General features: G+C 72.0%; 12 protein-coding genes. 6 read left to right on the forward strand and 6 right to left on the reverse strand.

Going from position 1 to position 13,199, the window contains the following annotated elements; translation table 11 throughout:
• Positions 1 to 293 precede the first annotated feature (293 nt).
• The 3 genes from ABT324_RS27405 to ABT324_RS27415 form a co-directional block, all read right to left on the reverse strand.
• Positions 294 to 2,147 (reverse strand): NHL domain-containing thioredoxin family protein, encoded by a 1,854-nt coding sequence (locus ABT324_RS27405; RefSeq protein WP_502949808.1) that lies wholly within the window; start codon positions 2,145 to 2,147, stop codon positions 294 to 296.
• A 116-nt stretch (positions 2,148 to 2,263) separates the two neighbouring features.
• Positions 2,264 to 2,656, reverse strand: a complete 393-nt coding sequence (locus ABT324_RS27410; RefSeq protein ID WP_351183285.1) for a YunG family protein — start codon at positions 2,654 to 2,656, stop codon at positions 2,264 to 2,266.
• A gap of 380 nt (positions 2,657 to 3,036) precedes the next feature.
• Entirely contained in the window at positions 3,037 to 3,630 is a 594-nt protein-coding gene (locus ABT324_RS27415; protein WP_351183287.1) for a TMEM175 family protein, read from the reverse strand.
• A gap of 298 nt (positions 3,631 to 3,928) precedes the next feature.
• Here ABT324_RS27415 and ABT324_RS27420 point away from each other — a divergent pair, with 298 nt between their 5' ends.
• Positions 3,929 to 5,224 (forward strand): CoA transferase, encoded by a 1,296-nt coding sequence (locus tag ABT324_RS27420; RefSeq protein ID WP_351183289.1) that lies wholly within the window; start codon positions 3,929 to 3,931, stop codon positions 5,222 to 5,224.
• 145 nt (positions 5,225 to 5,369) lie between these two features.
• Positions 5,370 to 6,128 carry a class I SAM-dependent methyltransferase gene (locus ABT324_RS27425; protein ID WP_351183291.1) on the forward strand — a complete coding sequence of 253 codons (759 nt, stop codon included), beginning with the start codon at positions 5,370 to 5,372 and terminating at the stop codon, positions 6,126 to 6,128.
• Between the two features lie 49 nt (positions 6,129 to 6,177).
• Here the strand turns inward: ABT324_RS27425 and ABT324_RS27430 are convergent, their stop codons facing one another.
• Positions 6,178 to 7,458 carry an acetyl-CoA C-acetyltransferase gene (locus ABT324_RS27430; protein WP_351183293.1) on the reverse strand — a complete coding sequence of 427 codons (1,281 nt, stop codon included), beginning with the start codon at positions 7,456 to 7,458 and terminating at the stop codon, positions 6,178 to 6,180.
• A 95-nt stretch (positions 7,459 to 7,553) separates the two neighbouring features.
• Between ABT324_RS27430 and ABT324_RS27435 the strand changes: the two genes are divergently transcribed.
• Positions 7,554 to 8,891: a 3-oxoacyl-ACP reductase gene (locus ABT324_RS27435; protein ID WP_351183294.1), complete on the forward strand. Its 1,338-nt coding sequence runs from the start codon at positions 7,554 to 7,556 to the stop codon at positions 8,889 to 8,891.
• A gap of 14 nt (positions 8,892 to 8,905) precedes the next feature.
• Entirely contained in the window at positions 8,906 to 9,736 is an 831-nt protein-coding gene (locus ABT324_RS27440; protein WP_351183295.1) for a MaoC/PaaZ C-terminal domain-containing protein, read from the forward strand.
• A 373-nt stretch (positions 9,737 to 10,109) separates the two neighbouring features.
• On the opposite strand, the gene ABT324_RS27445 is transcribed toward ABT324_RS27440, so the two are convergent.
• The gene (locus ABT324_RS27445; protein ID WP_351183296.1) at positions 10,110 to 10,757 is read right to left on the reverse strand and encodes a TetR/AcrR family transcriptional regulator; all 648 of its coding nucleotides are present in this window, start codon (positions 10,755 to 10,757) and stop codon (positions 10,110 to 10,112) included.
• 150 nt (positions 10,758 to 10,907) lie between these two features.
• Between ABT324_RS27445 and ABT324_RS27450 the strand changes: the two genes are divergently transcribed.
• Both ABT324_RS27450 and ABT324_RS27455 read left to right on the forward strand, forming a co-directional pair.
• Entirely contained in the window at positions 10,908 to 11,456 is a 549-nt protein-coding gene (locus ABT324_RS27450) for an SCP2 sterol-binding domain-containing protein (protein WP_351183297.1), read from the forward strand.
• 115 nt (positions 11,457 to 11,571) lie between these two features.
• A complete protein-coding gene (locus ABT324_RS27455) occupies positions 11,572 to 12,780 on the forward strand; it encodes an acyl-CoA dehydrogenase family protein (protein ID WP_351183299.1) in 1,209 nt (402 codons plus the stop codon).
• On the opposite strand, the gene ABT324_RS27460 is transcribed toward ABT324_RS27455, so the two are convergent.
• On the reverse strand, positions 12,760 to 13,155 hold the full coding sequence (locus ABT324_RS27460) for a tyrosine-type recombinase/integrase (protein ID WP_351183301.1): 396 nt from the start codon (positions 13,153 to 13,155) through the stop codon (positions 12,760 to 12,762). The two genes, ABT324_RS27455 and ABT324_RS27460, sit on opposite strands and share 21 nt — an antisense overlap.
• Between the last annotated feature and the right edge of the window lie 44 nt (positions 13,156 to 13,199).

Genomic DNA, 13,199 nt, shown 5'->3' on the forward strand with positions numbered 1-13,199 from the left:
GTTATGGGAATCCTCCCGCCGCCACCCATCAGCACCACCGTTTCCGCTGGTCACAGGCCTGTGCCCCACTTATCCCGCGCGATTTCGACGCGTCGGCGGGCACCGGGCACCCCGAACGCGGCTTCACCCGAACTGGCGACCAAGGCGGAAGCTCGCCCACGCAGAGCGAACATCACCCGCGCCGAGCCCGGACCAGCAGATATGAAGAACGTTCAGGTGGGCGGACCGCTCGCATCCCCTCCTGCCACGAGCGACCCGCCCGACCTGCACACGGTTCCCGGTGCGCGGACCGTTCAGCCCTCGGCGTCGAGACCGCCCATCACGAGCGGCAGCCGCTTCGGCCCGGTCGGCGCGACCTTGATCGGCACACCCCAGTCCTGCCTGGTCAGACGGCAGGCCGGGTGCTCGACGGACGGGTCGTCGTCGCAGCTGGCGGCCTGCGCCACCACGTGCAGCACGCCCTGCTCGATGCCCTCGGCCAGCACCAGGCGGCGGGTCAGGTCGGTGCCGACCCCCGCGCCCTCCAGCAGCAGGCCTTCCGGCGAGGAGCTGATCTCCAGCCGGGTCGAGGGCCCGTAGCGCTCGTCGAGCTTGGTGCCGGGCGGCGGGGTAAACACCACCGCGAGCTCCACCGCGCCCGGGGCGATCTCGGTTGCGGGCCGCTTGACCTGCTGCGACGCCCCTTCCACCAGCCGCGCGGCGACGCCGGGCGGCACGGGCCGCTCCAGCCGGTGCGCGGCGGAGGCGACCACCACCAGCTCGCCGTCCAGCACCGCCGCACCCGAGGGCTCGGCGACGTCGGTGGCCAGCGTGGAGACCTCGCCGGTCGCCGGTTCGTAGCGCCGGACAGCGCCGTTGTAGGTGTCGCAGATGGCGACCGAGCCGTCCGGCAGCACCGCGACGCCCAGCGGGTGCTGCAGGAGCGCCTGGTCGGCGGGGCCGTCGGCGTGCCCGAAGTCGAACAGCCCGGTGCCAACGGCGGTGCGCACCGCGAACCCGTCGCCGTCGACCTCGACCCAGCGCAGCGCGGAGGTCTCCGAGTCGGCCAACCACAGCCGGTCGCCGCCGTCGGCCAACCCGGACGTCTGGGCGAAGAACGCCTCCTCGGCGGCACCGTCGCGCAGGCCCTCCACGGTCGTCCCGGCGAACCGCCGCACCGCGCCGGACACCGGGTCGAACAGGCCGAGCGTGTGGTTGCCCGCCATCGCGATCACGACGCCCCCGGCGGGTTCCCACCAGGCGACGTCCCAGGGGCTGGTCAGCGGTGTCCCGGTGCCGGGCCCGGAGTCACCGCCGTCGCGCCACTGCTCGCCGGTCCCGGCCAGCGTGGTGACCTGCCCGTCCGCGAGCCGGACGCCGCGCAGCAGGTGGTTGACGGTGTCGGCGACGACCACGTCGTAGCCGACCTGCTCGGCGACCCGGGGCGGCAGCAGCGCGAGACCGCCCGGTTCACAGAACTCGGGTTCGGCGCCGTCAGCCCGCCCGCGCTGGCCGGTGCCGATGCGCCGGACGACGGTCTCGCCGTCGGCGGCGAACTCCACCAGCGAGTGGTTCGCCGAGTCCGACACCAGCAGGTTCCCGCTCGGCAGCGCGATGACCTTGCCGGGGAAGCGCAGCGTCGTCTCGGGAGCTTCGGGCGGCACGTAGGGCCCGTCGCCGCGGTGCAGCGTGCCCTTGGCCTCGTGCTCGGCGACCACCTCGGTGATGACGCTGCGCAGCGCTTCGACGTGGCCCTCACCCGCGGCGACGTGCACGACGTAGCCCTCGGGGTCCACCACGACCAGCGTCGGCCAGGCCTTGACGGCGTAGTTCTGCCAGGTGGTCAGCTCGGGGTCGTCGAGCACCGGGTGGTGCACGGCGTAGCGCTCGACGGCCGCGGCCAGCGCCTCGGGGTCGGCCTCGTGCTCGAACTTCGGCGAGTGCACCCCGACCGTGACGACCTCGGCGGCGAACTCGGCCTCCAACGGCCGCAGCTCGTCCAGCACGTGCAGGCAGTTGATGCAGCAGAACGTCCAGAAGTCCAGCACCAGGACCTTGCCCCGGAAGTCCTTGAGCCGCAGCTCCTCCCCACCGGTGTTCAACCACCCACGTCCCACGAGCTCAGGAGCACGGACACGGGCACGCGGTTTCTGCTGCTCAACACTCACGCCCGGAGTCAACAACACAGCCCGACCCGGTGTTCCGAGGGGCACACCCACCCGAGTCGTACCTCACTGCGGACGAGCCGCGACAGCGGAACACGGCGCGGGAACGGCCACCCCTGTCACGCGCTGGGTTCGTGCTGCAGGTTCTCGAGGACGCGGGTTCGGAGGAGTTCGTACTCCTCGCGCAGGCGGGTGAACTCGGCGGGGCGTTCGACGACGACCCCTGAGGTGACCAGTTCGTCCGGGGTGAACTGCTCGCGGGTCAGGTCGAGTTCGAGGCCGCCGGGGAGGCGGTTCCACCAGTGGAAGTCGACCTGGCGGCCGTCGACGTGGACCTCGCCGCGGACCAGGTCACCGCCGAGCAGGTCGTTGAGCACCAGCGCGGTGACCCCGCACTGGCCGCGGGCGGGGTTGCCCGGGTGCCACTTCGGGAGGTCTTCCGGGGCGCAGGTGTCCGCGCCCCAGGACGACCGGACCGCGGCTTCGATGTCCGCGAGCTTCTGGATGATCACGTCGGCACTGTGCCCGGCGCCCCCGACATCAGCGCCCGTTGCGGTCCTTGATGTAGAAGGGCGCGGCGGCCAGGGCCGGGACCAGGGCGCCGAGCAGGATGATGATGATTTCCATTGTCGACTCCCTTCGCGCATGGATTCCCGGGAACAATGCCCGGTTTCGACGGGTTCATCACTGGTGGTGGCGAGTGCCGGAATTGGAAAGCCCCGCGATGCTGCCAGGTCGGGGGTCCGACAGCACCGCGGGGTCACCCTGCATATCGACGTCCAAGGGCCGCCCGTTACACCCTTACGCACATGTGTTCCACGTCACTCTAAAGTGCCCGATCGGGTTGGCCCCATCCCGCTCCACCGGCGTCTTCGCCCCGCCAGCCGAGTGGCTACGCGGAGCGGCGCTCCAGCCTCCCGAGGGCGGCGTGCGCGGGAACCAGCAGCACCCAGCTCGTCGTCGCCCACTGCGGGGCGGCGAGCGCCACCGGCATGGACAGCAGGAAGATCCCGGCGGTGACCGCGGACGGGGCGAGCGCCCAGCGCACCGGGTCGCGGAGGCTGCCGCCGCGCGCCGCGATGGCGACGATGACCAGCTGCGAGCAGGCGATGGCCGCGACGTTCGCGGCGTAGGTGATCACCACGACCGGCTCGTCCCCGTAGTCGGCGAGCACCGACGACGAGAACGGCAGCAGCGCGACCAGTGCGAGCAGCACGATGTTCGCCGCCGCGACCGGCTGCGACCCGCGGCGGATCGACCCGAACAGCTCGTGGTGCCCCAACCACAGCACCCCGATCACCAGGAACGAGATGGCGTAGCCGAGCAGGGACGGCAGCAGCGCCCGCAGCGCGCCCAGCAGTTCCGCGTGGCCCAGGTCCGCGGGCACGCGGATGTCGAGGGCCAGCAGCGTGGCCGCGATGGCGAAGACGCCGTCGGACAGGGCGAGCACCCGCCCGCCCGACTCCCAGCTGCTCTCCTCCCGCACGTGCCGAGCCTGACCGCAGGTGCCGCGATCTTCCACCCGAAGCAGGCACCCGGCGTGCCGGTCACCACCGGGCCACCTCCACCTGCGCCCCCCTTGCGAACCGACCCGACCACCTCGTCCCGGGCGCGCCGCACGAGTTCGCCCCGGAACTGGCACCGCACCCCGCCCGGAACACCTGGTCAGACGTGGCCGAACGGGTGCACCGCTCGAACCAGGACGACTTTCCCGGGGCCGCAGCGGGCTGTGACATCGGACGTTGATCGCTGCGGATCGGCTGGCGCGGGTCGAAGATCCGAGCATGGGATGGCGGCAGGCTCTCGGATATGCACTGGACGCGCTGGGGATCGGTCGCAGCCCGGACGAGCTGGTGGTGACCGGCGAACTCGGGCACCTGACGTCCCGGCTCCCGGTCGAGGACACCGCGATCGCGTGCATCGGAGCTGCGCTGATCGCCGCTGATCGCGGGCCGGTGGAACTCGCCTCCGAGCACGTCGCCGCCGCCGTGCGCAGCGAGGCGCACCTGCGCCTGGACGGCCGGTCGCCGCAGGACGGTTTCGCCTCGATGTCCCGGTTCTGGCGGGCGTCCGACGGCTGGGTCCGGACGCACGGCAACTACCCGTGGCACCGCGAAGCCCTGTTGCGCGCGCTCGGCACCTCCGACGACGTCGCCGCGGTGGAGTCGGCGATCGCGGAACTACCGGCGCGCGAGGTGGAGTCCCGCGTGGTCGGCGCAGGCGGCATCGCCGCCGCGGTGCGGAGCCCGGAGCAGTGGCGCGCCGAAGCGCCGGGACAGGCGGTGGACGCGCAACCCCTGGTCAGCGCCCAGCGATCCGGTGACGCGGCGCCCCGGCGCGGCCGGTTCCGGGTGTTGGACCTGACCAGGGTGATCGCCGGGCCGGTGTGCACGCGGTTCCTCGCGGCGCTCGGCGCGGACGTCCTGCGCATCGATCCGCCACACCGCCCGGAACGCCCAGGCAGCTACGACACGCTGCTCGGCAAGCGCAGCGCGGTCCTCGACGCCCGCACGTCGGGAGGTCTCGCGCGCCTGCACGAACTGCTCGACGGCGCCGACGTGCTGGTGCACGGGTACCGCCCCGGCGCGCTCGAGCGGTTCGGGTTGGGGTTCGAGACGCTGGCCGAGCGGCATCCCGGCCTCGTGGTGGTTTCCCTCTCCGCCTGGGGGAGTTCGGGACCGTGGGGCGATCGGCGCGGGTTCGACAGCATCGTGCAGGCGGCCTCCGGGATCGCCGCGATCGAGTCCACTGCGGACGGGCCGGGCGCGCTGCCCTGCCAGCTTCTGGACCACGGCACCGGATACCTCTGCGCGGCAGCGGCTCTCGACGGCCTCCGCCGCCAGTCCGAGCTCGGCGGGACCTGGCTGCGAGAGCTCTCCCTGGCCCGCACCGCGCACTGGCTCCTCGACCACCCCCGCGCCGAACGACCGACGGCACCCGCCACCACCGGCCCGTGGCTGACCTCCCTGGACACCCCGGAAGGCCGCATCACCGCAGTCGCGCCCCCGGGCCGCCTCGACGCCCGCCCCCTCACCTGGCCGTTCCTCCACCCCTACGGCACCGCCGAACCCACCTGGTGACCCCGCATCCGGGCGGGGCGGTGCCGGTCCCGCGAGATGGTGACCGCCACCCGGGTGAACGGCATCTCGCCCGAGATGGGCACGTTCCGGGTGACGGAGCTGCGGCGGGGCGAAAACCAGTGGTGCGGGGTTGGACGATGGGGCCATGGGTTCGTTCGAGGAGTTGGTGGCCGAGGGCGAGGCCGCGCCGGTCGAGGGCTGGGACTTCTCCTGGTTGGGTGGTCGGGCGACCGAGCAGCGGCCTTCGTGGGGTTACCAGCGGTTGCTGGGGCGGCGCCTGGCCCAGGCGTCGGCGGCGCTGGACGTGCAGACCGGGGGCGGGGAAGTGCTGGCCGGGGTGGCGGGGTTCCCGCCAGTCATGGTGGCCACCGAGTCCTGGTTACCGAACGCCGCCAAGGCGACGCAGCTGCTGCACCCGCTGGGCGCGGTCGTCGTCGCGGATCCCGACGAACCGCCGCTGCCGTTCGCCGACGCGGCGTTCGACCTGGTGACGAGCCGCCACCCGGCCACCGTGTGGTGGGCGGAGATCGCGCGGGTGCTGCGCCCGGGCGGGACCTACTTCGCGCAGCACGTGGGGCCGGGAACCATGTGGGAGCTGGTGGAGCACTTCCTCGGCCCGCAGCCCGAGGCCCGGCGCAAGCGCGACCCGGAGCTCGAAGCCGCGGACGCCCGCGCCGCCGGGCTGGACGTGGTGGATGTGCGCTGCGAGCGGCTGCGCGCGGAGTTCTTCGACGTCGGCGCGGTGATCTACTTCCTGCGCAAGGTGATCTGGACGGTGCCCGGCTTCACCGTCGCCGCCCACCTCGACCGGCTGCACGCCCTGCACGAGCAGATCCAGCGCGACGGCGTCTTCGTCGCGCACTCCACCCGCACGCTCGTCGAGGCCCGCAAACCCACCTCGTGAGTGGCGATGGTGGTCAGGACGACCATCGCCGCTCACGACCGGTCGTTGGTCAGGGGCGTTCGAGGATGGCTGTCATGCCCTGGCCGCCCGCCGCGCAGACGGAGATCAGGCCGCGGCCGGAGCCCTTCTCGGCGAGGAGCTTGGCCAGGGTGGCCACGATGCGACCGCCCGTCGCGGCGAAGGGGTGCCCCGCTGCCAGGGACGAGCCGACCACGTTCAGCTTCGCCGGGTCGACCTCGCCCAGCGGTTCGGAGCGGCCGAGGCGGTCCTTGCAGAACTCCGGGTCCTGCCAGGCGTTCAGGGTGGCCAGGACCTGCGAGGCGAACGCCTCGTGCACCTCGTAGAAGTCGAAGTCGCCGAGCCCCAGGCCCGCGCGGTCGAGCAGCTGCGGCACCGCGTACGCCGGGGCCATCAGCAGGCCCTCGTCCCCGCTGACGTGGTCCACCGCCATCGACACCACGTCGCCCAGGTAGGCCAGCACCGGCAGCCTCCGCTGCGCGGCCCACTCCTCGCTGGCCAGCAGCACCGTGGCGGCACCGTCGGTCAGCGGCGTGGAGTTGCCCGCCGTCATGGTCGCGCCCTCGCCGCGGCCGAACACCGGCTTGAGCTTGGCGAGCTTGTCGACCGAGCTGTCCGGGCGCAGGTTCTGGTCGCGGGCCACGCCCTGGTAGGAGGTCAGCAGGTCGTCGAAGAAGCCGCGCTCGTAGGCGGCGGCCAGCCGCTGGTGGCTGCGGGCGGCCAGCTCGTCCTGCGCCTCGCGGCTGATCTCCCAGGCCAGCGCGGTCTTCGCGGCGTGGTCGCCCATGGACAGGCCGGTGCGGGGTTCGGCGTTGCGCGGGATTTCCGGCACGACGTGCTGCGGGCGGACCCCGGCAAGCGCCTTGAGCCGACCGGCCGCGGTCTTGGCGTGGTTGGCGCGCAGCAGGACGCGGCGCAGGTCGTCGTTGACCGCGATCGGCGCGTCGCTGGCCGAGTCGACGCCGCCGGCGATCCCGACCTCCAGCTGGCCGAGGGCGATCTTGTTGGCCACCGACACCACGGCTTCCAGCCCGGTCGCGCAGGCCATCTGCACGTCGTGCGCGGGGGTGCGCGGGTCGAGCTGGGAGCCGAGCACGGTCTCGCGGGCCAGGTTGAAGTCGCGGCTGTGCTTGAGCACCGCACCGGCCACGAACTCACCGATCCGCTCGCCCTGCAGCCCGAAGCGCGCGATCAGGCCGTCCAGCGCCGCGGTGAGCATGTCCTGGTTGCTGGCGCGGGCGTAGGGGCCGCCGGAGCGGGCGAACGGGATCCGGTTGCCGCCGATGATCGCGACTCGTCGAGCGGTGGCCATGCCTGACTCCCTGGTTGCTGCGAGGTTCCCTGGTCAATCTAACCTACCCGCGGGTAGGTTAGACGTCGAGCTACCGGACATCCGCAGGAGTGGCAATGGCCGACCGATACCAGCAGTTCACCTCGTCCGCGCTCGGGCGGCAGGTCGTCAAGCGGCTCGGGCTGCCCGCGCCGACCCCGCTGCGCCGCTACCGGCCGGGCGACCCGGTGGTCGCCGGGCCCGTGTTGCTCGGCGCCGCCACCGGCTCCCGCCTCGTCGACGCGGTCGAGGCCACCGCCGGAGAAGTCCAGGCCCAGGTCCACCGCGCGCCCGCCGAGGGTGAGCGCTACGCGGCGCTGGTCTTCGACGCGACCGGCATCCGCAGCAGCGAGCAGCTGCACGAGCTGTTCGACTTCTTCGGCCCGACGATCCGGCAGATCGACCGCTGCGGTCGGCTGCTCGTGCTCGGCACCCCGCCGGAATCCCCGACCGACCCGCGGGAATCGACCGCGCAGCGCGCCCTCGAGGGCTTCGTCCGCACCGCGGGCAAGGAGCTCAAGCGCGGCGCCACCGCGCAGCTGGTCCACGTCGCCGATGGCGCTGAGGGCGCGGTGGGGTCCACGCTGCGCTTCCTGCTGTCGGCCAAGTCCGCCTACGTTTCCGGGCAGGTGGTGCGGGTCGGCCCCGCCGAGGTCCCCGACGTGGACTGGGACAAGCCGCTGCGGGACGAGGTCGCGCTGGTCACCGGTGCCTCGCGGGGCATCGGCGAGGCCATCGCGGAGACCCTGGCCCGCGACGGCGCGCACGTGGTCTGCCTGGACGTGCCCGCGCAAGGTGGAGAGCTGGCCGAGGTCGCCAACCGCATCGGCGGATCGACCCTCCAGCTGGACATCACCGCCGACGAGGCGCCCCAGCGGATCGCCGAGCACTTCGCGCAGCGGCACGGCGGCCTGGACGTCGTGGTGCACAACGCGGGCATCACCCGCGACAAGACGATCGGCCGGATGACCCGCCAGCAGTGGGACGCGGTGCTCGCGGTGAACCTGACCGCGCAGGAGCGGATCAACGCGGTCCTGCTCGCGGACGGCTCCCCGCTGCGGCCGGGCGGGCGGATCGTGGGCGTGTCCTCGATGAGCGGCATCGCGGGCAACGTCGGTCAGGGCAACTACGCCGCGTCCAAGGCCGGGGTGATCGGGCACGTGCAGGCCCTCGCGCCGCTGGCCGCCGAGCGCGGCGCCACCATCAACGCGGTCGCGCCCGGGTTCATCGAAACCCGGATGACGGCGGCGATCCCGCTGTTCGTGCGCGAAGCGGGGCGCCGGATGAACAGCCTGTCCCAGGGCGGCCAGCCGGTGGACGTGGCGGAGACCATCGCCTGGTACGCCAACCCCGCGTCGGCCGGGGTGAACGGCAACGTCGTCCGCGTCTGCGGCCAGAGCCTGCTCGGCGCCTGAGAACGGAGCTGCTGATGCCTGAAGTGAGCACCGCACCGTCGCTGGTCGCGCTGTACGCGAAGGCCGTCGCGACCGGCCCCGCGCGGCGCGGCGACCAGCTGCCGGACACCGAGTACGTGCGGCGGGACGTCGCGGTCGACCGCGACCACCTCGCCGAGTACGACCGGGTGTGCGGCTTCGGGCTGCGCGACGAGCTGCCGATCACCTACCCGCACGTGCTGTCCTTCGGCCTGTCGGTGCGGCTGATGACCGACCCCGGGTTCCCGTTCCCGCTGGTCGGCCTGGTGCACGTGGCCAACAGCATCCGCCAGGAGCGGCCGCTGCTGGTGACCGACGCGCTGACCCAGCGGGTGCGGGTGGCGGACCTGCGCCCGCACCCGAAGGGGCAGCAGTTCGACGTGGTCACCGAGACCGAGGTCGCGGGCGAGGTGGTGTGGCGGGAGACCAGCACCTACCTGCGCCGCGGCGGGAGGTCCGAGGACGCCGCCGACCAGCGCGCCACCGACCGGGCGGGGGAGCCGACGGCGACCTGGCGGGTGCCCGGTGGCACCGGGCGGCGGTACGCGGCGGTGTCCGGCGACCGCAACCCGATCCACCTGAACTCCCTGGCGGCCAAGGCGTTCGGCTTCCGCCGCGCCATCGCGCACGGCATGTGGTCCAAGGCCCGATGCCTGGCCGCCCTCGCCGAGCGGCTGCCCGGCCGGTGCGAGGTGGACGTGGAGTTCCGTAAACCGCTACTGCTCCCCTCCACTGTGGACTTCGCGGCCCGGCGCGAGGACTCCGGCTGGGCCTTCGCGCTGCGCTCCCGCTCCGGCAGACCGCACCTCCTCGGCTCGATCCGCTGACCCGGTCCCAGCGCGGTTCCAATGGAGACCAGACGCCTGGTTCCCAATGAGGTGATCTCAGCAAGCGCCCCGACGCACCACCGGCGTGTCGGGTGCCCGACACACCGGTGGTGCACAGTTTCAGTTGAAACTGTAACCACCCCCCCACCCCTCCGACGACGCGTCACCACTCTCGCGCGCCCGAAGTGAAGGGCACCTCTCACCGGCTCGGTCGGCGAAGGCGCCCTTCCGCAACGCCCACGATCGGCGCCGGGTGCCGGTGGAAGCGGTTTCGGCACTCACCTGGGGTTACAGTTTCAGTTGAAACTGTGAATCATCCGGCGACTCGCCCGTGCGGGGCCGGTGAGACCACCTCGTCGGGATCGCGGGGAAGTCAGGACTTCGGGGTCCAGGAGCGGCCTTCGACGAGGTCGCTGAAGCCCATCCAGACCATGTTCATCAGGCGCATCGCCATGCCGTCGGCCGCGTGCTCGGGGTGCTCGAACCACCACTCCACCAGCGCCTCGCCCGCACCGACCAGGGCCGTCGCGAACGGTTCGGTCTGCTCGGCCTGCATCGGCTGCGCCGAACCCTCCGTCGCCCGCGCCAGCAGCTCCGCGATCAGGTCGGTCGCCCGGTCCCGCCACTCGGTGAGCTCGCTGGAGAACGGTTCGCCCTGCGCGTTCGCCTGCCGGTGCAGCACCGTCCAGCCCGCCTGGTTCTCCTGCACGTACTCGAAGAACACCCGCAGGCCGCGCCACAGCTGCTCGGCCGGGCTCAGCCCGGCTTCCACCGCGGTGCCGATGGCCTCGATCAGCCGCACCGCTTCGCGGCGGATGCAGGCGACGAACAGCTCGTCCTTGGCCCCGAGGTAGGCGTAGAGCATGGGTTTCGAGATGCCCGCGACCTCAGAGATCTCGTCCATCGACGCGGCGTGGAAGCCGTGCGCGGCGAACACCTGCACCGCAGCGTCCAGGATCTGCCGCTCGCGCACCGCCCGCGGCAGGCGCCGCGACCGGGGGCGGCCGTTGTCCTGAACCATCTCACCTCGCACGCTGGTCTGCTCCGGGTCAGGCTAGATCAAAACCGGTCCCCGCAGGTCGCTTGCCTTCGAACCTACTCGAACGTAGTCTTACTCGCGAGTAGGTAAGGCTGCGGACACCGTGCGGACAGGCACTGAGAGGTGGCGGAGATGCCCGAGACCGATCCGATCGCCGCGCTCGGCGAGGTCGACCCGAAGGAGATCGGCGAGGACGAGTTCGTCATGCTGCTGGAAGCCGCCTCCGAGATCGCCGGCAGCGGCACCGCGGTCGACCTCAGCGCGCTGCGCCCGGAGCAGTTCGCGCGGCTGATCTCGCGCGCCTCGGACTCCCAAATCGAAGCCGTGATGGCCCGCCCGGAGCTGCGCGAGCGCATCCTCGACGAAGTGTTCCGCCGGATGGGCGAGCACTACAAGTCCGACAAGGCGCGCGGGACCGAGGCCGTGGTGCGCTGGCGGATCGGCACCGACGAGGACCTGCTGCGCTACGAGTGCGTGCTGGCCGACGGCAGGTGCGAGGTCAGCAAGGACCCGCAGCACGAGCCGCGGGTCACCATCACCGTCGCCCCCGTCGAGTTCCTGAAGCTGGCCTCCGGCAACGCATCCGCCCCGATGCTGTTCATGAAGGGCAAGCTCAAGGTCGCCGGGGACCTCGGCTTCGCCGCCGGGCTCACCAAGCTCTTCCAGATCCCCAAGGCCTGACCGCCTCCGGTAGCGGATCGAGCCGCTCCGCCGATTCAGCACTGGAAGGCCAGAACCCGAGGACCGCACCGCAGCGCGGGTGGACCACGACGACGTCGCGGAGGAACGGAAGACGATGACTTTTTCCCTGGAGCTCAGCGAGGAGCAGCAGGAGCTGCGGGACTGGGTGCACGGCTTCGCCGAGAAGACCATCCGCCCGGCCGCGCGGGAGTGGGACGAGCGCGAGGAGACGCCCTGGCCGATCATCCAGGAGGCGGCCAAGATCGGGCTCTACGGCTTCGAGACGCTGGCCACCTTCTGGGCCGACGACACCGGCCTGTCGCTGCCGATCGCGAACGAGGAGCTGTTCTGGGGCGACGGCGGCATCGGCATGGCGATCTTCGGCACCACCCTCGCGGTGGCCGGGATCTTCGCCGCGGGCACCCCCGACCAGCTCGCAGAGTGGGTGCCGCAGTGCTACGGCGACGCGGACGACCCGAAGGTGGCGGCGTTCTGCTCGTCGGAACCGGGTGCCGGGTCCGACGTCGCGGCGATGCGCACCCGCGCGGTCTACGACGAGGCCAAGGACGAGTGGGTGCTCAACGGCCAGAAGGCGTGGGCGACCAACGGCGGCATCGCCAACGTGCACGTGGTGCAGGCGGTGGTGGACCCCGAACTGGGTTCCCGCGGCCAGGCGGCGTTCGTGGTCCCGCCGGGCACGAAGGGCCTGGAATCGCCGAGCAAGATCAAGAAGCACGGGCTGCGCGCCTCGCACACCGCTGACGTGTTCCTGGACGACGTCCGCGTGCCCGGCAGCTGCCTGCTGGGCGGCAAGGAGAAGCTGGACGAGCGCCTGGCCCGGACCCGCGAGGGCGGCAGGGCCAGCTCGCAGGCGGCGATGAAGACCTTCGAGCTCTCCCGCCCGGCGGTCGGCGCGCAGGCGGTCGGCATCGCGCGGGCGGCCTACGAGACGGCGCTGGAGTACGCGCAGCAGCGCGAGACCTTCGGTCGGCCGATCATCGAGAACCAGTCGATCGCCTTCACCCTGGCCGACATGCGGATGGAGATCGACGCGGCCCGCCTGCTGGTGTGGCGCGCGGCGTGGCTGGGCCGCAACGGCGGCTTCACCGCGGGCGAAGGCTCGATGTCCAAGCTCAAGGCGGGCCGGGTGGCCACCTGGGCGACGGAACGAGCGATCCAGATCCTCGGCGGCAACGGCTACACCCGCGAGTTCCCGGTGGAGCGCATGCACCGGGACGCCAAGATCTACGACATCTTCGAAGGCACCGAGCAGATCCAGCAATTGGTGGTGGCCAGGGCCATTTCAGGCCGTCACATCGCCTGAGCCGTACCCCTCTGTTCCGTCTATGTTCCGTCCGGCACGACCCGCCGGACGGAACATACGGGCGGCGATCGCCTGGCGTGCCCGCTCATGCGCGGACGGAAGCATGTGCGCGTAGATGCGGAGAGTGAAGCCCGGATCGTGGTGGCCGAGGATCTCTGCCAGGTCCTTGATGTTCACGCCGTCGGCGAGGGTCACACTCGCGTAGTAGTGCCGGAGCGCGTGCATGCCGGACTTCCGGTCTGTCACGTATCGTTTCCGGCCTCGGTTGTCCTTCACCGGCGGCGGGATGACCTCGGCCTTGACCAAGGCTGGCTTCCACACCAGCTCGTCGTAGCTACGTGCCTTGATGTGCTGATCGTCGGTCCAGCGGAACAACAGGTTGACCGTGCGGAGCTTGCCGTCTGGCTTCTCCGAGGCAG

This window comes from Saccharopolyspora sp. NPDC000359 (assembly GCF_040300525.1).
GTDB lineage: Bacteria > Actinomycetota > Actinomycetes > Mycobacteriales > Pseudonocardiaceae > Saccharopolyspora.

Bases quoted from the DNA above. Each gene is read 5' to 3' on its own strand.
- ABT324_RS27420 (WP_351183289.1), top strand. From the start codon at position 3,929: ATGGGATGGCGGCAGGCTCTCGGATATGCACTGGACGCGCTGGGGATC.
- ABT324_RS27425 (WP_351183291.1), top strand. From the start codon at position 5,370: ATGGGTTCGTTCGAGGAGTTGGTGGCCGAGGGCGAGGCCGCGCCGGTC.
- ABT324_RS27430 (WP_351183293.1), bottom strand. From the start codon at position 7,458: ATGGCCACCGCTCGACGAGTCGCGATCATCGGCGGCAACCGGATCCCG.
- ABT324_RS27435 (WP_351183294.1), top strand. From the start codon at position 7,554: ATGGCCGACCGATACCAGCAGTTCACCTCGTCCGCGCTCGGGCGGCAG.
- ABT324_RS27440 (WP_351183295.1), top strand. From the start codon at position 8,906: ATGCCTGAAGTGAGCACCGCACCGTCGCTGGTCGCGCTGTACGCGAAG.
- ABT324_RS27445 (WP_351183296.1), bottom strand. From the start codon at position 10,757: ATGGTTCAGGACAACGGCCGCCCCCGGTCGCGGCGCCTGCCGCGGGCG.
- ABT324_RS27450 (WP_351183297.1), top strand. From the start codon at position 10,908: ATGCCCGAGACCGATCCGATCGCCGCGCTCGGCGAGGTCGACCCGAAG.
- ABT324_RS27455 (WP_351183299.1), top strand. From the start codon at position 11,572: ATGACTTTTTCCCTGGAGCTCAGCGAGGAGCAGCAGGAGCTGCGGGAC.